Genomic DNA, 20,820 nt, shown 5'->3' with positions numbered 1-20,820 from the left:
AAAACAATGACTATGAAAAAGAATAAGATATTTAGTACATTACTGATATTTGCTCTGGTACTTTCATCTACACTATTTATCGGCTGTAGCAATGATGATAAGGAAGAATTTGTACCCGGGGACACTGCAGTACTCAAGAATGAACTTGCAGCAGGATATGATTCTATAGCAAAAGCTACTTCAGCAGAATATAAACAAGAAACTATAGACAGGTTTAAGACAAAACTGGATATTATCCAGGAAGTTGTCGACAACGGGAATATATCTGCTCAGGAAGTTGTAAATATGAGAATACACCTGCAAGAAGCATTAGAACGTTTTCTTAATGATAAGATGATAGGTATTCCGGAAGAAAATCTGTTAGCCGGTTGGAGCTTTGATGAAGGAACAGGAACTTCACTTGTCGGTGACGGGGTAAAAGCCCTGACAGCGACTTTGAAACCGGGACCTTCTGAAATCTTCTCAACATCTGTACTACCGGAATTTGTGGATGACGGAGTAAATAAAGCCCTTTATTTCAAGAGTGGAGCACATCTCGAAGTGCAAAATTACAATCCTTCTGATTTCCTCGGCAAGAAACTGAGTATTGCCGTATGGTTGAAACCAGAAGTAATAAAGGGTGGCAACTATATAGTTTCTCTGAATTACTGGAACAACTGGAAATTCCAGATACAGGAACAAGGTAAAGCATTCTTCACAATCAAATCGCAGGCAGGTTTTACCGATGCGGATAACGAAGCAGACCTTTCTGTATCTATAGGTAGCTGGAAGCATATTGTAGTTGTACTTGACCTCGAAAGTTCAAAATTGTCATTCTACATAAACGGGTTACTGACAAAAGAGTGGACCAGCACCGGCAAGCCGAATCTCGTAGGCAGCCAGTCTGCACCGTATGTATCTCCATTGGGTACTCAACTGCCGTTGATGATTGGAGCGGCAACAACTTATGCCGAAGCAAAAGCCTCATGGGACTGGTCAGGTTGGGATACACCTACATCATGGGATCACTTCCAGGGTATGATGGATGAAATTAAATTCTATAATACGGCATTATTGAGCGGACAGGTTCAGTGGCTTTACAATCAGGAAGTAGAGAAACTGAAACAATAATAAAGGCTAACTTTTACTGGTCTCAGTATAGATGTCCCGTCCTGAAATAGGTTGACAGGATTTATAGTAAATATTTATAAGAACCGGTAGATTTACGTCTATCGGTTTTTTGATGCATAAAGTTAGGCGTTTTCATCTTTAAAGCCAAATGCGGTCTCTTATTGTTATAAATATGAAAAAACACACAAGAAAAGACATATACGCAAATAGTAACACTTCCATATGTAATAATTTTAAAATTAGCAAGTTTACTTATATTTAGGAAGTTCGTAAAATTTGAATCTAAGCAAATCTTAGACAGACTTCAGTTATTAAGTTGTTACTGGCAAATAAGTGATATCCGAAACACATATTCTTGTCAGTCAAAAAGAAGAAAAATTACGATTCAATATATTTTCAGCAATTAATTCTTTATAGGAAGAATCAGTTGTAGGTTTGTATTTGCGTGAATATTTACTTTTTAGTTCCACAACTGTAGGCAATGATGCTTAGTACTCGGGCAAACAAACTAGATTACTGCAATCATAGCTTAGCTTCACTGTATTCGCTTAGGGCTCTCGGTTATATACTTTTTTCTTTGTTTTATAGGATAAGTGTATTGATTTTACCCCTTAATTATTTATAATAAGAAAGTTAGTAATCTTAATTTAAGGTCTAGGATTCAGTTGGTTCAGTAATTCAGTTGGTGAATATCCAAAGTATTTCTTAAATGCGTATGAAAAGTGCGACAGGTTTTCAAAGCCTGTTTCGTAACAGACATCAATGGGACGTTTCTGTTTTTCTGTGAACTGGTAATGTGCCAGTTCCAGCCGTTTTTGGGTGAGCCAGCGTTGTGGGGTTGTATTGAACACTTTACTGAAATCTCTTTTGAAAGTAGTCAGGCTTCTCCCAGTCAGGTATCCAAATTTTTCAAGAGGAAGGTTAAACATAAAGTTCTTTTCCATGTAGTCGACCAGATCGACTTTTCCTGGTTCTTCAAAATTAGCCAGTATATTGTCTATACTTTTGTCGATTGCCCTTAGAATACTAATAGCTTCTGTAATTTTTAGTGACGCTATATTCTCAGGCAATTCTTTCACGTCAAAATACGGGATCAGCGAAGACAGACAACTTTCCAGTAAGGGATGATTGTTGAAAAGATAGATTTTAGGTGATTTTAATGTTTGGGCAGTTACATCCAGACCAGCATAAAAATTTCTTAATCTCCTTGTGGAAAGGTGCATTACGACTGTTTTATGCGGTTGCCCATTTTTAGGATAATTGATGATGGTGGACAATTGGTTTCTTGGGATCAGGAAAATATCATTCTCCTTAAAAATATAAGTGGCATCTGCCTGAACGATTTTTGTTTCACCCGAAATGAACCAGATTAGCATATGGTGCTCAAAGATGATGTCCGACTTGAAAAACTTATCCTCGTAACAGGAAAGCTTGATATCATCTGTTATGTATCTTGCCTCGTATTGCATGGTATGTATTTTTGTTTCTTTCTTTTACGGAAAATAGTATTGTAAAAATAAAAAAATCATTTAATCTGCTTTGTTTAAAAGTCCAATTTAACTTTTAAAGAACGGTGATATAAATGATGTCCACTACCGTTCTTTTGAAATGGATCTCCTCTAAAATACTCATAGTGATTGTCTGCCATAGATGAAAAAAATAACCCCTGTAATAAAGGCTGCCTTACTTGAGGCATAGACGGAAGCCATTGGAGGCGAAATTGTGGCCGAAGTGGAGGATAGGAATATCACCGAAGCACCTTCGTTCTGGATAGCTATGAACCTGCCTAAGGTAAAATAAGCTCCGTTGAAATTCACATCCTTGATTTCATCAAATACCTGCTGAGAGATTGATTCTATCGGCGCTGATTTTGTTATTTCTGTATTTATCAGCAGGAGATCCATTTTTCTAAATTGCGCTAAAATGTCTGAGGTCAGTTTCTCTATATCGCCTAGGTGGGATTGGTCAGCCATCATTCCGGTGATATTCAATTCTAATGCCACCTTTTCAATAGCATCCTTTCTCCTGCCGATTATGACCACGTTGGCTCAATTGTTATGCAATTTTTCGCTGTAGCATAGCCGACACGACTGTTACCACAAGTAATGACAGTGATTTTATCTTGAAATGTTTTCATTTTTTATCTTGGAATTAAATAATTGAAAAAGATATGCTGCAGGCTTCTTCGCTCCATTTCCACAAACGTTTGGCTTCAGCCTCATCCAGCGAATAGCGTTTAACCCCCGCAGACATCCCGCTATCGGATGCTAATAGTGCTACCTCTGCATCCTCACAGTATACGCCACCAATATTATTGAGCAAAGGCGTAGTAGCGCACCATACGGTTGTGGCTGCTCCCTGCGGTATGGTTTTGAGTGATGCTAATACATCGGGACGCATGTTGCCCTCTTCATCGACAAATCCCATTTTTATAAATAATTCTAATGGAGCTTCCCTTCCCAGTTCCGTTCCAGCAATGGAACCAGGATGCAGGCTGTATGCCCGTACATTGAAGGCTTTGGCTCGATAGTCCAATTCTAGAGCAAATAAATTACTGGCTGTTTTGGATTGACCATATGCCTGTAATGTTTCGTATTCACGGTGTTGAAAGTTAGGATCATCAAAATCGAAGGTTCCGAACTGGTGGCCGTGAGAAGATACATTGATGACCCTGGCACCATTCGCTTGTTTAAGTCTGGGCCACAGCCTCGCCGTCAATTGAAATTGTGCCAAATAGTTAGTCGCCAGCTGTGATTCGATACCACGGCTATCATGGCGAAGTGGTACCCACATAATGCCCGCATTGTTGATCAGAAGATGAAGAGGCCTGCCAGAATCCAGAAATTTTTGAGCAAATGCATCAATAGAAGCAGGAACCATCAAATCCATCGATTCTATTTCGACATGAGCAATTCCTTCCAGGTTACGTTTTGCTTTTTCTACATCTCTTGCAGGTACAATAACGGTTGCTCCTGCCTGTCCCAATGTTTTGGTGGTCTCAAGGCCGATACCAGTGTTGCCACCGGTTACGATGACGATTCTCCCCGTCAGGTCAATACCTTTGATTACGTCTGCTGCTGTCGATTTTGCATTGAAGCCTGAACCTGTCGGATGTTGCAGAGCTCCTTGATAATTGTGCTGTTCCATCTTTTTTAATTTTATTTGTTATTGATGAAACAAAAGTAGATAGGACATCAGGATCAGGCTTTGTTCAAACGTCTGAAGTTACTTTGTTTAAAAGGCCAATCAAGGTAAAAAACACAAGAATAGACAAATAAGCGAATCGCAACACTTCAATAGTTAACAGGTTTCAACTAGTAAATTTGATTAGATTTAGCAAGTTTGTAAAATTTGAATCTAAGCAAATCGTAGACAGACTTCAGTTACTAAGTTGTCAATTTTATATTTATTGTAACTCTTCTTTAGTATCTTCTCCTGATACATAAAGCACTTGTTTTTTCGGAACTGTCCATAATTTATGTGTAATAGCTAAGACTTAATCTGACAGTTGTGTGTTTTCTATGATTGTCAGATTTCCTTTTTATGGTTCATATCAAGAGTATCTTGACACATAACAAGTGTAGTTGTAGATAATAGGGATGTTCTCATTAAATAAAGAGCTACGCAAGAAAATCTTCTCTTCATATTCCTCTTCATTCATTGTTTTGGATATCTTTTCCAGTTTTTTGCTGTAAAGAACGCCTGATTCATTTAAAATATCTTTTGTAATAGAATCCAAATAATATGTATTTGTCTTTTGCCGACCGGAGTGAGAAAAATATTGTTGCAGTAAAATACTTTTAAGAAGAGCCGTGCTCTCATTATTTAAGAATAAGATCATTAATTCTTTGTCTATTTCGGCATAATCTGTCGCTGTATATAGGGCATTAAATGATTTAATAGATTTTTTAGATGTGAGTTCTATTTCATAACCTCTTTTTTCAATCAGATCCCAGAAAGGTTCACGAGACATATGAAAGAAGGGTAAAGTGAAGTTCATTATATGAGCTGTTCTTACATATGCTTGCCAGTTACTTTTAAAATATGCCATCAGCTCGGCTATAATGTAGATTCTTTCGGAATTTATGTAACCTGCATTATAGCAATCAATGACACTCAATAAAAGAATCGGTTTATGAGGCGCTTCTCCCAGATTGGGTGCCCTTTTTAGTTTCTTAAAACAAGCTATATAATAGCTAATATCTTTCATAAACTTATCTATTCTAAATTATAGAATTCGCTTTGAGTCTGTTTCTTGGGATAAAGAATAATTCATATAGTATTTTATTCCAGAACATTTCCCATAGCGTTGAAATAGTTACAAGATGCCCATAACTTCTTATTTCCAATAACATAAAAACGTTTTTTAGCCCTTGTCAAAGCAACATTCAGCATATTGGGCTTTTGAGATGCCCAGTTCCTTGCCCCTGGAGATGCCGGGTTACTTCCTAATAAGAGAAAAACAATATCTGCTTCTTTTCCTTGAAATTTGTGTATTGTACCGCAGGAGATATTGTTCTGTTTCTTGAATTCATTAGAACAATAATCAGCAACGGATTTAAAAGGAGAAATGACATAAATATTACCGAAATAACCCATCTGTTGCAATTCATAAATTTTCATTTGAAGAAACTTAACTTCTTCTAAAATGACATGCTTATTATATGGGGTAGAATCGCATTCTACATGAAACCATTTAGATGCGCCGAGAAATTCGTCAGTTGAGTTCTCATTGATCGCTTTTACCATTTGGTTGCTATAAGCAATCTCATTGGCTATTGAAAACATCGGATTATCACAACGCCTATGCGTACGCAAAGGGAAACCTGTCCAAATCTTTTCTTCTGAGTCTCCTACTTGCATATATGTTCCGGAGAGAGAAGCTCTATCGGCTAACTGTTGTACTGATACTTTGCATGGTGACCAGTCTAATTCGACGTTCTGTTCTTTGCGCAGTTTTGTTACTAATCTTTCAGGCATTGAAACTACCGGTTCTACCTGTAGAGGATCACCAACAATTACACATCGTTTGGATCGATGTATTAATCCTGCTGCTGACTGAGGAGTCGCTTGTCCTGCTTCATCAATAAGCAGCCATCCTATCTGATTTTTATCAATACTTGGAAACAATCTGCTTGCAGATGCTAATGTGGTAGAAACGACAGGAACACATAAAAAGAAAGTATCCCAAAGGTTTTGGGCTACCTCTCTATTTACGTTAGACCAACCTGAAAGCATCTCGAAAAATGCCAATAGATTATTTCTAATTCTTTTTGCGTTCACGAGTATAGCATCCTGATGTAATTGGAGTGCAGCAATAAAGATATCGCTTCTTAGTTTCGCTATTTTGGGAGAATGATATGGACTTAGCAGATGTATTTCTTTTAAATCTTTCTGTAGAAAAGCAATATCAAGTATATTCTTTGTTTCTATTCCATATTTTTCACATAATATATTCTGTAGTTTCTGGTAACCTGAAAAGAATACATTTAGTTCAGATAAATTGTTCTTTAGTTTCTTTTGCTTACTTTCTGATTCATTAATCTCATTCTTATAATTAGCAAGCTTCGTCCTGCTATCATCCAGTAAAGAAGTTATCTTCCTCGACTTATTAATAAGTTCCTCTGCCTCAGAATTCCATCGTTTGTAGGCTGAAGTAGAGAAAAGTTTCTGGAAAAAGAAAAATGTCGGTTTTCGTTGCAACTGTAAACTTAGTAAAGTCTGAATTTTATCTGAATCATTCTTTCTTGTATTTTCTTCTTTGATTAGATACGCTCTTTCATCTGAAAGTTTAATCAACTTACTCTTGATTTCAGCAAGTTCATTTATGAATTGGGCCTCTTTTTGTTTATTTTCTATATACTTTGGAAGTTGTTGATGAAATATTTCTGCTTGTTTTTTAAAGTTCTCAAATTCATGCAATAGACTTTTAAATAGTCTATCTTGTTCTCTGAAATCTTTGCGATACACTTCTGTTTTATCCTCCTCTTTATAAATGCTGTGTAACAGTTCGTTAAAGCCTATCTGTCCTGTTTTTTCTTCTGACTGCCAAAAGGCCTTCTTGAAAGTAGACCTATTCTTCATATTCCCTAAGGCTGCTGCCAATGTACCCCAACTATCCTCTTCGATTAATAACTGTGAGCAGGATGAAAAATAATCAGCATCTGGAAATATTTCTGAATCAATCTTTTTCTTGAGGGGCAGTTCTTTACTTATATTTTCCACCGCAGCATTATTATTACTGGCCACAACTATCCCGAAATTGTTTTTCAACGAAGGCTTTAAACTATAAGTATATTGATCATAACCTGATTCTTTCTCAATTTTTATGTATTTACTTTCAAATAGTTTATCACATCCAAGATCTGATATGACTTTGGCTCTCTCTACTATAACTTCAGCAATTACATCTAACAATAATGTTGTTTTACCTGTGCCCGGAGGCCCATTAACACCTTGTAGACCCTCTTTTACTCTGAGATTGGAAAAGATTGTATTTACCGCTCCAGCTTGAGCAGAGTACAGGCCATATTCAATTTTAGAAGGCCATCTTCCAGAGGTCATGGATCGGGGATCAAAGCTTTGAAGTAATAATTCCTTATTTTGTATTAAATCTTTTCTTTCTATAGTTGATGGAACTAATGTTAAATACGATTGAAGAGCAATACCTAAGTCATTCTTCTTTTCTGTAGCTGATAAGTAGTTTAGATCATTTAAATAAAAACTGTTTAGAAAGCTCGTATTAGGCTCACTATCTTTAGGTACAGTTTCTATCAAGAGATAGATATTTATATCCTGATCCCACCATTTATTAATATCTTTTAGATAGCTAATTTCCTTATCCAAATGTTCCCATAGAACTCGGTCTCCTTGAAATACTTGCTTACCATCAAAATCAAAGACCTGAAAATTGTAGCGATCGAGAAAATCATCTTTCGACTTTGATAAATCTCCGGCCACTATCGAAAGATTTTTATTCTGTTCTAAAATTCTTATTCCGAATGTGTAGCTAGCTACGACATAGCTATCCTCCTGTGGATAACCCTTTTCATCTAAAATCAACGCAGATAAACAGCTAAAGCCGGTTACCGATTGCTCCCAGTCATTTTGTTCTTTGATATCTAACAAATTATTGAGATGCTCTACAATCACCTCCTTTTGAATCTTTCCAAAAATAATTGTATAACGATATTTGTAATTTGCATTTGATGGTTTGTTGTTTCCAAGCCATGGTAGAGGTTCCCCCTCTTCAATAAGATATGCGTCTTTGTTAAAGTCAGGCAAATCGAAGATCTCAACGTTTCTCCAGAATTCCAGTATTTTTTGTTGCTTCAAGTTTTATTCAGTTTAGGTTATTCAGGTACTTGTGTTTTTTTGTTAATACAAATCACTCTCTTCATCCAGAGGAAAAATTTGTCAATCCAGGACCTTGAGGATTCTATCTTCAAAGATATCATTTTCCGGGTAATAGTGGTGAATATTTAGCACTAGGAAATTGAAACTTTTTTCTAGATATTCACTATTATTAAGAATCATTTTGTAATTATCTCAATTATCATAAGCATATATTGCATTATGTTGATCATATACTAGAAGTCCTGAGTTGTCTATAGTGCCAATCAATAACTGATGTATAGCATTAGTTTCAATATAAGATCTAAATTCAGATAAGAAAGAGACAAGCTCTTCTTTAGTTTCAAATAAAGGAGACTGGTAACGCCCTAAGTCATTACCTAACCGGGACAATTATTGCATAAAGAATAAAAGTATGGGGATTTAGCTCATCTACTAGCTTTAAAAACAAATCCACTTGCTTCAATCAACAGCAATCTTAAGTCGATTATCTTCGGCTTCAAATATCTTTCCATCTTGAAATAGATATTCTATATCTTGTAATAAATCCGCTTGTGAGAATTTTATTATAAAATTTCTATTTGGCCATCATTCTTATACCAATACCTCGCATTTCTCTTATCTCCTTTTATGGAAAGGAGGCCTTCTTCAACAGCTTTTCTCAGATCTAAACTTGCAGTAGGTTCTGATATATCATAATAAGCCAAATAGTCTTTTCGCGAGAATGGCTCTTTTATCGTTCCTCTTAGCAATTCAACCCGACCCGATTTAGGATTATACAATTCATAATAATATTCAATACATCCATCCAATAAAGTATCAATCACAGATAAAAAGAATTCATATCGCGGTGGGTCCTTATGGAGAGAAGTTTGAGCAAAGAGGTAAGCGAAAACATCTACCTTCTTCTGCTCTTTTAAATAATTATTATATGCTAGGCATAATATAATCCGATATTCCTTATAAAAGCGATTGATTAGCCACCCTTCTATGAAATAATCAGAAGTTAGATTATTACACTCGTTACAGAAGTCGGCAATAGAATAGAGAAAAAATTGAGGTGAAAAATCGGTTCTTTCAATAATCCGATCCAATTTCCAGGTAGGTATCTCCTCAAAATATTCGTTACTGTTATATGTTTCCGCATATATGTTAATATCCAGTTCCCTATTTGTTAAATGAGTAACATGAAACTCAATTACAGGAAGAATAGATTCGACATCCTCTTTCCGTATTGAATGCTCTGGTCCCAGTGAGTCAGAAATAACTTTGTCAGGATAAATTATATTTTTCCCTTTAAGAATTCTTTGGATGTTTCTGACAATACAAGCCTGATCAAAGTCAATATGCTTGTTTACTCTTCTGATCTCCTTTAGTCGGCCAATCTTTTCAGAAATTGAGACAACCGATGAAATCATCTTATCAGTAATCTTATATTCTAGTATCATAAAATAACTGTTATACGTTTGATTGTACTATCAAATATATAATGTTTTATGATAATAAATTGATTTTCTAAGTATATATACTATAATTGATAGTATATTCCAAATTGATAGATATATGATTTGTATATATTATACTATAAATAATACTATATTATTTATTATTGAATTTCGGATGATATAATATATACTATAAATTATAGTATATTTATGTTTTCCTCATTCTATTCATTTCTGATTCTATCTTCTGATTTGTAACATTCGCATAAAGCATTGTCGTTCTGATGTTCGTATGTCCGAGAATCTTACTTACAGACTCCAAGGAAACACCTTTATTAAGCGCCAGTGTAGCAAATGTGTGTCTGCTAACATGGAAGCTGATACTCTTCTGAATACCGCAGATATTAGCTATCTCTTTGAGATATTCATTAGTTTTCTGGTTACTGGACATAGAAAACAGAGGTTTGTCGCCAGAATATTTATGATAATCGGGGTGATACTTTTCCAGTATTTGCAAAGGAACATCCAGTAGCGGTATTTGTGATATATTATCGGTTTTCTGCCTGATAAAAATGAGCCAGTATTTTTTATTACGGCATTGGATATCAGAAACTGTCAAATTACAAACATCCCTATAGGATATACCTGTCCAACAACAAAATACAAAAACATCCCTAACCCTGTTTAATCGCTCTGTCATAAAGGTTTTGTCAGTAATCAGGTTTACCTCGTCTTCTGTCAGATAAACCGGATATTTCTTTTCAATATGGAACCGGAAAAGTTTAAATGGATTGATCTTTAATAATCCGATCTTCTCTGCAAAATTTAGAATAGCTGCAAATCGTTTCATGTACTTCATTGATGTATTATTGCTACAGTGATATTGTTCTCTCAGGTAATTGTAAAAATGCTCTAGAAATATCAGATCAATATCCTGAATCATTATACCTTTTTTCTTATATTTCTTAAACATAAACTCGGTGATACGGTTATGGGTAAGCTTGTAACAGTTTGCTGTGACATCCGATATGCTTCTGCCGTTTTTAGAACGGAATATTTTGACTTGCTCTTTAAACTGATAGCTAAGGAGCATTTCATCACCGTTTCCTAAATATGCCTGCTTGAGCATGGAAGGAGATATAACCTGATGTTTGGATGACAAATCGAAGTAAAGAACTTTTATTTTACTTCTTATTTCCTCTAGAAGTTCATTAATATACAGAAAAGGATCTTCTATCGCTTTATTTTCCTTCTGAGACCAGGCGGTACGATCAATTTCTAGCTTACTGCTAAACTGAATTTGTTTTCCGTTGATTGTTATCCGGATCATAATCGTTGCTAGTCCATTGTCCTTCAGTTGATTTTTTCTAATGAAGAACAATACCCGAAACGTTTCTCGCATGTTTAATTATTGGCTTTATATAGTTTATGTAAAATCGTACCTGAGAAAGTACCTTATATTAGGAATGATTTAACGCTTATTCTAAAGACGTTTTATTGAAATACGATGAATATAATACTCTCGGAATCTAAAGTGTAAAATTAAATATTTAGATCTGTATCTCAGGAATATGTCTAATTTATGTCTAACATTTCTTGCGTTGATTTTCACCGTATTGAGTTAATATTTTAGTTAAATTGGAATTTCTGTAAAGTTTACATTTATAACTTGCTAATAATTAGATAGTTAATTTTGAAGAATTATAGAAGGTTCTAGTTCCAGGCAGTACCAGAGCCTTTAGTACCATTTATTTTACAACTAATTAATTGATAATTAGTCTATTAATTCAAATAAAAAAGAGCAATTTTTACTGAAAATCAATATGTTAAATAGTTGTTAAATAATCAAGAATGAACCTTAATGTGGAAAATAGTGAAATATGATGAACCTTAGATATGGAAAATATAAAACTCGTGTATAAAATTATACTCTTTATAGATTTTGTAAATAAGATTGAAGGGTAATGATTCAAGTTTGCCTGGAACTACAACGAACCACAATATAAAAACATCACTGATTGTTAGCGTATTATAAAAATGAGAACTGAGTCACCCTGATATGGATACACAAGTACAACAAATAGAGTAATAGTTTGGCTAAACCTTCCGATATATCAAAATAAATTATAAATACCTGATAGATGACCTTAAATGTAAAGAAAAAATATATGTATGATTAACTTTAGATTCAGTGTAAAGTTTTTCATCAAAAGAACGAAGTTGAACTCCAAAGGTTCAACTCCTATCAACGTGCAGCTAAAGCTGGACCGTCAATCTCTTTCATTCGCATCCGGAATAAATATAGATCCGGTTCTCTGGAACTCACAGGCACAGAAGGCCATCGGGTATACAAAACTAGCCCGTGACATTAATCGTTCATTAATGTCTATTCATGTTGATTTAGAGAATTTGTATTACAAATTGGCAGCCAAGGAAGATATTGTTACTATAACAAGGATAAGGAATATTTTTTTAGGTAAAGACAGTCTGGGCGAAGAATATTTTCTCATGGATTTATTCGATAAGCTGATTGGTCAGAAGCAGTCATTAGTGAAAAGCAAGGTAATTGAAGCAGCTTCAGCAGACAGCTATATCTGTACCAGAAGAAAAATAATTGATTTTCTGAAATCAACCTATCATTCAAAAGATATTAACCTAAAGAAGATCAATCATGAGTTCGTAACGGGTTTCGAAGTGTATCTTTTAAGTGAAGGAAATTGCTCTCACAATACAATGATAAGGCATATGCGCCGCTTGAAGCAAGTAACCACTAGTGCTTACCGGAATCGTTATATAGACAGGGACCCTTTTGTCGATACCGTGTTGAGCGTAAAGAAGCCGGAAAAACAAGTCTTGACAGAGAAAGAATTACAGCGAATTATAATACAGGAATTTGATAATTTATCCTTGAACAGGGTTCGGGATATGTTCTTATTCTGCTGCTTCACGGGGTTATCTTATATTGATTTAAAGCACTTAAAACATTCAGATATAACAGATAACATCATTATGATGAATCGTAGTAAGACAAACAATCCATGCTTTATACCTTTACTGCCAATTCCTCTGGTTCTGATAAAGAAATACAAAAGTAAGACAGAATATATTTTCCCTGTTCCGACTAATAAACAGATGAACGATCGTTTAAAACCCATCGGAAAAACTTGCAGTATTCGGAAAATATTAACGATGCACATGGCCAGAAGAACTTTTGCCACGCTTATGATAACCAAAGGAATGCCCATCGAAAGTATTGCTAAGATCCTTGGACATTCCGACTTGAAAACGACCCAGATATATGCCAAGATACTTGATCAGAAAATATTGGATGAGATAGATCTGGTGAAGGATAAGCTAGAATACCTCATCGAGGATTTCATGAAGTCTAATACAACACCCAAAGATAAGCCGGGCAAGAAATAATTTACATATCTCTTACCCAAACTCAATACTATCTCCATTTAGGCAAATATAGTTCCTTTAAAATATTCTGTATTACTGATTCTTTATAGAGAACCTTCCCTCCAAAATAGATATAGGGTAATATCCCTTTCTTGCGATAATCATTTAATGTACGTCGATGAATCTTTAAAAGTTTTGATAATTCTTCGTCCGTAATATAGTGTTCTCCGTTAAACAACAGCTTTTGCATATCTAACAAATCTTCGACCTGAAGGGTTATACGCTCTATGGTATTAAAGAAATAGGAAACTCTGGCATCTGATTCTGTTATCTTTTTCATTGTTGAAAATTTATTAGTTAGCTACTTCATTGTTATCCAAAAAATCTTGGATGTCACTCTTCAGATAAAGAATCTTACCTTCGATCTGAGAGAATCCCAATTTCCCGTTTTCCCGATAAATCTGCAATGTTTTTGGGGTAACACACAGGATGGAGCAGACCTCTCTTGTATCAAGCCATTTAGTGTTTCTACTTGGATTATACTTGTTGTATAAAATATCAACAAACCGTTCAAACTTGGCGAGACGTTCCAACATTTTATTAAAAATGTCCTTTTCAATCATGATAAATTCTTTTTCCATACTGTTTAATTTAAATTATTTAATAAAAATAAGGAATTAAGATATTATTGACTGGCTACTTTCTTCGATATCTACTGTACATATCTGTTTCTATTCCGGCTCTGACTTCTTCAATTGTTTTTCGTCTGCCTTTTGCGATCCATTCTATCAATTCATCTTCGAAGAAGAAAAGCTTTTTACCACGCTTATAGCTCGGTAATAATCCCTTTCTGACTAAAGCATAAACTGTAGATTTGGCCTTCCGGATAATGCAACAAGCCTCGTCAATTCCAATAGGAATCCTTTCTTTTGGAGAATCTGATCTTTTCCGGTCTTCGATCATCGACTTGATTTCTGATACCGACTTGATTAGATACGCCACCGCCTCAGGCAATTTTTCAAAAGTAATTTCTGTGCATATCATAATGGAATTTTCTTAAATTAGCGATTAAACAATAGTAATATAACACTCATAATTGGTGTTACGAATGCAAGATGAGAATATTAAAGGGAAGAAATTTAACTTGACGGTTTTTGTCGCAGTTTGTCGTAATTTGTCGTAGCTGAAATGTCTGTTTTGGCCTGAAAACGGTTGACAATAAAAAGTGTAAACCTATAGACGGACAAAAAAAGAGACTTTTTCTCATCTCTCTTAAATAATTATTTCGGAAATAAAATGACTTACAAGAAACCCGATGGAGGATTGGCTTTTTGGATTAAACCAATTGAAAATATTGATTTATTTCAAGTGCAAAAGAAAACTAATCTTAAATCTATAAATTTCTATACTCCCGACAGATTTAGTTTTGGAGAACCAATATTAGGAGTTAGACCAGGTTACGCTTCTTTGTCTGAAGCAGATTTAGAAAAAGGAATAAAAGCTCTAAGTAGAGTATTGTAAAAATACTTTTGGAATAATTATATATCACTTTCGTATTGTTCCTTTGCCAATCTTAATTTCCAAGCCATAAAGTCAACTAATGATTGTGGAGATAAGATCTTTATAGTATCGGCATATCCAAAGAACTCCCTTTGTAGCTCCTGATTGATAACCACATTAATTTCGAATGTTTTGGAACCGTCCTCGTGCTCTTCAACTATTTTCTGGCTTTTATGAAAAGGTTTAGTCTGTACATAAGGTGCATTTTCTTTATTTACCCAGAAACGGACAGACTGAGCTTTCATCCCTACATTCTTAGTAACACCAACCAAATCATCAAAGAAAGTCTGAGGATCGAATAAATTATTTTCTATAAATCTTTCTTTCTCAGCGATCTCTACACTATGTATTCTATCTAATGCCAGATTGATTAGATTTCCCTTTCGTCGGCCAAATACAAACCATCTGTTGCGATATTCTTTTAGTAAATAAGGATAGAATAAGAATGTATTTGCCGAGCGGGCTTTGAATGAACGATATTTCAAATTTAGTGCTTGCTTGTTGACAATAGCATGATAAATAATATCAAGATAATCCAACCCTTTCAGGCTTTTGTTTTTCTCAAAGTCTATAACAGGTATAGTTTTCTGTTTTGCCGAAGTTACATGATCTTCCAAGCGGCTGACGATATCGCCCATACCTGAAAAGTAAGAGAACCCTTTGAATTGACGCAAAACCTCAACAGCTTCAGACATTGTTTTCAAGTCTTGTTCTGACAATGGCGTATTAGTTATGCTGTAATCCTCATCTTCATATTTGTAGTATTTATTATCATAAACAATAATAGGTGCATTATAACCTAGTTTCTCGCTGCGCATCATCTGAATATCCATTTGCACAGTGCGTTTGCTGATACCTTTGTCTATTCCTTCATATTCATAGAGAGCGTCAGAACAAGCATCTATAAGGTCTTCAAGTGTCCACTGTCTATATTTATTACGTAGACAAGTATCTATTGTTTTATAGCGGATTAGGGCGTTACGGTTTACTGGCATAGTATTATTCTCAATCTGTTTTTATTTCTTTAAAAAGACCTTCTAAGATATCTTTGTTTTTAGAATACTTATAATAATCTTTATCTCTCAAAATAGAGCCTAATAACAGTTCATGATATTCTTTTTCCGATTTATCTTCTTTTTTAATACATAGCAAATGATTCAAGAGGACCTCATAATATTTACCTATAAAGTAGTTTTTATAACTTTCTTTTCCTCTATTTGTATAAATAACCATTTCAAAATCAGGAAAATTGAAATCATTATACTGATAGTACTTTAATCCATTGAATTTAGGATATTTCTTTATATTTTCATAAGCTCCTTTAGTATTCATCGGTTTTGCAATATTTATTAACCCCCAAATCTGTTTACCACAAAACTCCATACAACGTAAAAACAGAATACCCTTCTCTGTATCATTCTGTAAATTATATTCATGCAAACGAAAATCAATTTTAGACATATTAAATGGCTTTACTTTATTCCCATATGAGGCAAACAACATGCTGTAATATCTATCAATCATTTCATATCTGGGAATAGTAATATTTAATAGACTATCTACTATCTGCTCATTCGTTACTGGTTCTTTGGCATGGAGATTATAATTGACAGAGCAAACAATGTAGATGTTTTTCAGAGTCTGTTCATCAGGCAAAGTTAAATAAGCTTTATCAATAATTTTTGTTTTCGGAATTATGGTTTGGATAATGAAATCTGTAGTAGCCATTAAATCCTCTGAGCTATTCTCTTTTAGATTTTTCACATAGTCATCCGTAGGGTTATTCACAAACATAAAATTTTTGTATGTTTTACCTAGTTCTATAAGTTTCGATTGTTTATTTTGAGCATGCAGACCAAATGTAATCAGGAAGAAGATAAAAAAAGAAGTTGTTTTTTTCATAAGATTTAGATTTATGGGTATTTATTCTCAAAAATAATAAAAATGTTTTTCATTACGCAAAAATACTGCGTATGCTGTATTTTACTTTGTACCATTAAAGTAAATAACAATGAAAACAACTATACAACAAAAACTAACTGAGATAGAAAAAGCCTGCGGAATAAAAATACTTTATTCCTGTGAGTCAGGTAGCCGAGCATGGGGATTTCCTTCACCTGATAGTGATTATGATGTGAGGTTTATATACACTCGACAGCTTGAAGATTACCTGACAATACAGTCAAAGAAAGATCATCTGTCTTTTCCTATAAACAATGAATTGGATATATATGGGTGGGATATATCAAAAGTATTGCAGCTGATAACCAAGTCGAATACTACTCCATTCGAATGGCTACAATCACCTGTAATATATAAAGAAGATACCACATTCAAAGATGAAGTGTGGACACTTTGTAAAAGCTATTTTTGCCCTCGCAGCAACATACATCATTATCTGGGTATAGCACGAGGAGCGATGGAGACTATGAATGGGAAAGATATAAAAATAAAGAAACTGTTTTATGTACTTCGACCAACTCTTGCAGCTTTGTGGTGTGCAGAAAAGAATACAATATCTCCAATGAATATATTTCTTTTAATGGATTTATTGACAGATGATTTGCGTAAAAAGGTTTTATCTTTGATAGAGTTGAAATCAACAGCAAATGAAAGTTATTTGATAGAAATAGATCAAGATATAAAAACATGGATAGATCGGACATTCGACTATTGTATGGAAGCTTCTCAACAACTAACAAAGAAAGACTTTGACCGAAAGATAGCTGATGAGTTTTTTAGAAAAACGATATTAAAATGACTATACAAGAAATAAAAGATAAAGGGCTGCTTCTTTTTGAATGTGTGAGTGGCAGCAAAGCATACGGATTAGAGACCCCACAGTCGGATACTGATCTGAAAGGGGTATTTTATCTGCCCAAAGAGCAGTTTTATGGCTTGGAATATATACCTCAGATAAGTAATGAAACCAATGATGAGGTGTATTATGAACTGGGGCGATTTGTCGAGTTACTTTGTAAAAACAATCCGAATCTATTGGAACTATTGGCTTCTCCAAATGAATGTATATTATATAAACATCCATTGATGGACAAGCTTCATATAGATATGTTCTTATCCAAGCTATGTAAAGATACTTTTGCGGGCTATGCCCTGACTCAGATACGAAAGGCAAGAGGATATAAAAAGAAGGTTGTGAATCCGATGGAGAAAGAACCTAAAACAGTATTGTACTTTTGCTATATAATGGATAATTATCAATCTGTTCCTGTAAAAGAATGGCTCGACAAGCAAGGTTATATGCAGGAATTGTGCGGATTGAGTTCAATCTCTCATGCCAAAGGTATGTACGCTCTATTCTATGATTCTGAAAACAAATATGGTTATCATGGTATAGCCGTAAAAGATACAGCCAATGAGGTGTCACTATCATCCATACCTAAAGGACAACAGGCTCTTGCCTATCTATATTGGAATATGGAAGCTTATTCGCTCTATTGTAAAGAGTATAAGGAATATTGGGATTGGGTGGAAGAGCGCAACGACAATCGCTATCAGACAAACTTGAATCATGGAAAGAATTACGATTCTAAAAATATGATGCACACTATACGACTGTTGCAGGTGGCAGAGGAAATATTGCGGGATGGAAAGTTGAATGTCAAAAGACTTAACAGGGAACAACTACTTGATATAAAATCGGGTAATATGGATTATGATGATTTATTGGCTATGGCTGATAGGTTGATGGAGAATATAGAATCGTATTGTTTAACTTCTACTTTACCTGATACACCTGATAAACAAGTGGCGGAAAAGGTATTGGTTGAAATGAGAGAAGAATTGTATAAGTAAAAAGTTGAGATTATGAATGATTATGTTATAGTAAACTATGACGATTTAACTTCTATGGAAGTTATTGAATTCCTTGGCAATGAGATTAATGAAGCTGGCGATAAACACGATATTGAAAAGTTAAAAGGAATAATACATTACGCAGAAAATCTCGATATCAAAGATTTTTCTTCGGAAGAAAAAAGCATTTTTTATTACTTTTTATCAAATGCTTGGGCTAATCAAATGAATCAGGAAATTGCACCAGAGGATATACCCTTTGTATGTAACAAACAAGAAAAACAAATTTTTTATTTGAGACTGTCTATTAAATATTTTGGACATGGTAATTCCTCTTTTCAGAAAGCTCAAGTTTATGTTAATTTAGGAAATAGCTATGATCATATTGGACGCTTTGTTGATGCTCATATCATGTGGAATAAAGCACTCGAAGTCTATCCTGATTTTGGAATGGCAATATGTAACATAGGGCATGGTATTTTAAGATATGCACGATATATTGATGATAAAACTCAAATTATATATTTTCAAAAAGCATATAACCTCCTCAAGTCATGTTTAAGATATAATGATATAAGCATTACCATAAAGAGCCAAATAAAAGATTTAGTTAATAATCTCGAAGAGTTTATTGGAGAACAAAATTTATCTCTAAGTTTTAATTGGGATAACTATAATATTGGCACAACAAAAAAAGAAATAGAGTATCGAGAATGGAGTTTGGATAATAGATTGTTTTTAAATTCATTAAATGACATTACAATAAATAAGATAGCCGCAGAAGATGATCTCTTTTTGCCTTCAATAACTTATAAAAAAGAAAATTATCCTAATTACGTTTATCAGAATATATTTAATCAGATCAAGCAGGAATATGTTTCAGCTAGATGCTTTTTATATGAAGCTGTTTTTTGTCAGGAAAAACACTTTTCTGATAAGAATAATTATTTAATGGATACATTTGATTATTCTATATATTCTTATAGCATGGAAAAAGCAAAAGCTGCATATAGAATTTGTTACTCCATTTTTGATAAAATAGCATATCTCCTACGAGAATATTTCAGAATTGATGTAAAGCCCCACGAAATCAATTTCAGCAAAATATGGTATAAAGACAGAAAAAACAAACAATTAAGAGAAGAATTTAACGATGGTCAGAATTGGGCTATAAAAGGGCTCTATTGGGTAAGTAAAGATCTCTATTTCAAAGATCAGAATTTTATAGTTGATCCTGATTCTGAAAATATAGCAGACATAAGAAATTTTATAGAACACAAGTCATTTAAAATAATTGACTATGATTTTGGGGGAGAAATGAAGAAAATAGATAACGATCTAACTCTAGAGATATCAAGGGAAGAGTTTGAAGAGAAAGCATTAAAACTTTTGTCTCTAGTGCGTGCTTCTATTATTTACTTATGTAAGGGTGTACTTATTGAGGAAGAAAAAAACAAATTAAGTGGTTTTATTGCTTCTCAAGAATATCCAGAAATTGATGAAGAATATAAAATATGAAAAAACCAAATACACATTGTCCTTGTTGTGGAATATTTGATCATGAAGAAGAAATTGGTGGAACATTCCTGATTTGTCCTATTTGTGGATGGGAAGACGATGCTATTCAACTTCATAATCCTGACTATGAAATAGGAGCGAATACTTTATCACTAAATCAGGCAAGAGATATGTTTAAGAAAAATCAAACATGCGTAGATAGTCATATAATTTTCATGTCGAAACCATCTGAATTCGAAGTGAGAAAATCATTTATAACGCACATATCTAAGATAAATGGAGTAAAACATTTATTTGACGAGTTATCTGAAAAGCTCCGATTTCCAAACTACTTTGGTCGTAATTGGGATGCTGTAAATGATTGTTTAAATGATTTTATGTGGATTGAAGAGAAAGATATAGTCATCGTGCACGATTCTTCTATTAATCTGAGTGAAAAGGATTTTGATATTTATGTAGATATACTTCATGACACTATTTTATCTTGGTTATCAGACACCGTGCATACCTTGATAGTGGTCTTTCAAACAGATTATAAAGAGATAATTGAACATTTTATTAAAAAATAAATGTGTGCGCAAAAATACTGCGCATCCTCTATTTTACTTTGCATCAT

The 20,820-nt window shown here is 34.1% G+C and carries 19 protein-coding genes; 7 read left to right on the top strand and 12 right to left on the bottom strand.

Annotation, left to right across the window (positions count from 1 at the left end; translation table 11 throughout):
• Positions 1-12 precede the first annotated feature (12 nt).
• Positions 13-1,110: a LamG domain-containing protein gene (locus GGR21_RS19605; protein ID WP_183308946.1), complete on the top strand. Its 1,098-nt coding sequence runs from the start codon at positions 13-15 to the stop codon at positions 1,108-1,110.
• A gap of 647 nt (positions 1,111-1,757) precedes the next feature.
• On the opposite strand, the gene GGR21_RS19600 is transcribed toward GGR21_RS19605, so the two are convergent.
• From GGR21_RS19600 to GGR21_RS19570, 7 genes are all read right to left on the bottom strand, one after another.
• Entirely contained in the window at positions 1,758-2,579 is an 822-nt protein-coding gene (locus GGR21_RS19600; protein ID WP_183308945.1) for a helix-turn-helix domain-containing protein, read from the bottom strand.
• 159 nt (positions 2,580-2,738) lie between these two features.
• Complete coding sequence (locus GGR21_RS19595) at positions 2,739-3,152, bottom strand: SDR family NAD(P)-dependent oxidoreductase (protein WP_317169913.1); 414 nt, start codon at positions 3,150-3,152, stop codon at positions 2,739-2,741.
• A 109-nt stretch (positions 3,153-3,261) separates the two neighbouring features.
• Complete coding sequence (locus GGR21_RS19590; RefSeq protein ID WP_183308944.1) at positions 3,262-4,257, bottom strand: SDR family NAD(P)-dependent oxidoreductase; 996 nt, start codon at positions 4,255-4,257, stop codon at positions 3,262-3,264.
• Positions 4,258-4,663: 406 nt separating this feature from the next.
• Positions 4,664-5,320, bottom strand: coding sequence for a hypothetical protein (locus GGR21_RS19585; protein WP_183308943.1), 657 nt, complete (start codon positions 5,318-5,320; stop codon positions 4,664-4,666).
• A 74-nt stretch (positions 5,321-5,394) separates the two neighbouring features.
• Positions 5,395-8,445: a DEAD/DEAH box helicase gene (locus tag GGR21_RS19580; RefSeq protein WP_183308942.1), complete on the bottom strand. Its 3,051-nt coding sequence runs from the start codon at positions 8,443-8,445 to the stop codon at positions 5,395-5,397.
• A 584-nt stretch (positions 8,446-9,029) separates the two neighbouring features.
• Positions 9,030-9,911, bottom strand: a complete 882-nt coding sequence (locus tag GGR21_RS19575) for a Fic family protein (protein ID WP_183308941.1) — start codon at positions 9,909-9,911, stop codon at positions 9,030-9,032.
• A gap of 205 nt (positions 9,912-10,116) precedes the next feature.
• Entirely contained in the window at positions 10,117-11,310 is a 1,194-nt protein-coding gene (locus GGR21_RS19570) for a site-specific integrase (protein ID WP_183308940.1), read from the bottom strand.
• A gap of 770 nt (positions 11,311-12,080) precedes the next feature.
• Between GGR21_RS19570 and GGR21_RS19565 the strand changes: the two genes are divergently transcribed.
• Positions 12,081-13,331, top strand: coding sequence for a site-specific integrase (locus GGR21_RS19565; RefSeq protein WP_183308939.1), 1,251 nt, complete (start codon positions 12,081-12,083; stop codon positions 13,329-13,331).
• 28 nt (positions 13,332-13,359) lie between these two features.
• Here GGR21_RS19565 and GGR21_RS19560 read toward each other — a convergent pair whose 3' ends face one another.
• The 3 genes from GGR21_RS19560 to GGR21_RS19550 are packed head-to-tail and all read right to left on the bottom strand — an operon-like array spanning position 13,360 to position 14,354.
• A complete protein-coding gene (locus GGR21_RS19560) occupies positions 13,360-13,650 on the bottom strand; it encodes a helix-turn-helix domain-containing protein (protein ID WP_183308938.1) in 291 nt (96 codons plus the stop codon).
• 13 nt (positions 13,651-13,663) lie between these two features.
• Positions 13,664-13,951 carry a helix-turn-helix domain-containing protein gene (locus GGR21_RS19555; protein ID WP_183308937.1) on the bottom strand — a complete coding sequence of 96 codons (288 nt, stop codon included), beginning with the start codon at positions 13,949-13,951 and terminating at the stop codon, positions 13,664-13,666.
• 55 nt (positions 13,952-14,006) lie between these two features.
• Positions 14,007-14,354, bottom strand: a complete 348-nt coding sequence (locus GGR21_RS19550; protein WP_183308936.1) for a helix-turn-helix domain-containing protein — start codon at positions 14,352-14,354, stop codon at positions 14,007-14,009.
• A gap of 252 nt (positions 14,355-14,606) precedes the next feature.
• Between GGR21_RS19550 and GGR21_RS19545 the strand changes: the two genes are divergently transcribed.
• Positions 14,607-14,831 (top strand): hypothetical protein, encoded by a 225-nt coding sequence (locus GGR21_RS19545; RefSeq protein ID WP_183308935.1) that lies wholly within the window; start codon positions 14,607-14,609, stop codon positions 14,829-14,831.
• Positions 14,832-14,848: 17 nt separating this feature from the next.
• Here the strand turns inward: GGR21_RS19545 and GGR21_RS19540 are convergent, their stop codons facing one another.
• Positions 14,849-15,865: a helix-turn-helix transcriptional regulator gene (locus tag GGR21_RS19540; RefSeq protein WP_183308934.1), complete on the bottom strand. Its 1,017-nt coding sequence runs from the start codon at positions 15,863-15,865 to the stop codon at positions 14,849-14,851.
• A 10-nt stretch (positions 15,866-15,875) separates the two neighbouring features.
• Positions 15,876-16,772 carry a hypothetical protein gene (locus GGR21_RS19535; protein WP_183308933.1) on the bottom strand — a complete coding sequence of 299 codons (897 nt, stop codon included), beginning with the start codon at positions 16,770-16,772 and terminating at the stop codon, positions 15,876-15,878.
• A 109-nt stretch (positions 16,773-16,881) separates the two neighbouring features.
• Here GGR21_RS19535 and GGR21_RS19530 point away from each other — a divergent pair, with 109 nt between their 5' ends.
• The 4 genes from GGR21_RS19530 to GGR21_RS19515 are packed head-to-tail and all read left to right on the top strand — an operon-like array spanning position 16,882 to position 20,773.
• Complete coding sequence (locus tag GGR21_RS19530) at positions 16,882-17,631, top strand: nucleotidyltransferase domain-containing protein (RefSeq protein WP_183308932.1); 750 nt, start codon at positions 16,882-16,884, stop codon at positions 17,629-17,631.
• A complete protein-coding gene (locus GGR21_RS19525; RefSeq protein WP_183308931.1) occupies positions 17,628-18,686 on the top strand; it encodes a nucleotidyltransferase domain-containing protein in 1,059 nt (352 codons plus the stop codon). Before GGR21_RS19530 ends, GGR21_RS19525 begins: the two co-directional genes overlap by 4 nt.
• A 12-nt stretch (positions 18,687-18,698) precedes the next feature.
• Positions 18,699-20,204: an LA2681 family HEPN domain-containing protein gene (locus tag GGR21_RS19520; RefSeq protein WP_183308930.1), complete on the top strand. Its 1,506-nt coding sequence runs from the start codon at positions 18,699-18,701 to the stop codon at positions 20,202-20,204.
• Positions 20,201-20,773, top strand: coding sequence for a CPCC family cysteine-rich protein (locus tag GGR21_RS19515; RefSeq protein WP_183308929.1), 573 nt, complete (start codon positions 20,201-20,203; stop codon positions 20,771-20,773). Before GGR21_RS19520 ends, GGR21_RS19515 begins: the two co-directional genes overlap by 4 nt.
• Positions 20,774-20,820 lie beyond the last annotated feature (47 nt).

This window comes from Dysgonomonas hofstadii (assembly GCF_014196915.1).
In the GTDB taxonomy this organism is placed as follows: Bacteria; Bacteroidota; Bacteroidia; order Bacteroidales; family Dysgonomonadaceae; genus Dysgonomonas; species Dysgonomonas hofstadii.
This window is presented reverse-complemented; position numbering and strand designations above follow the sequence as displayed.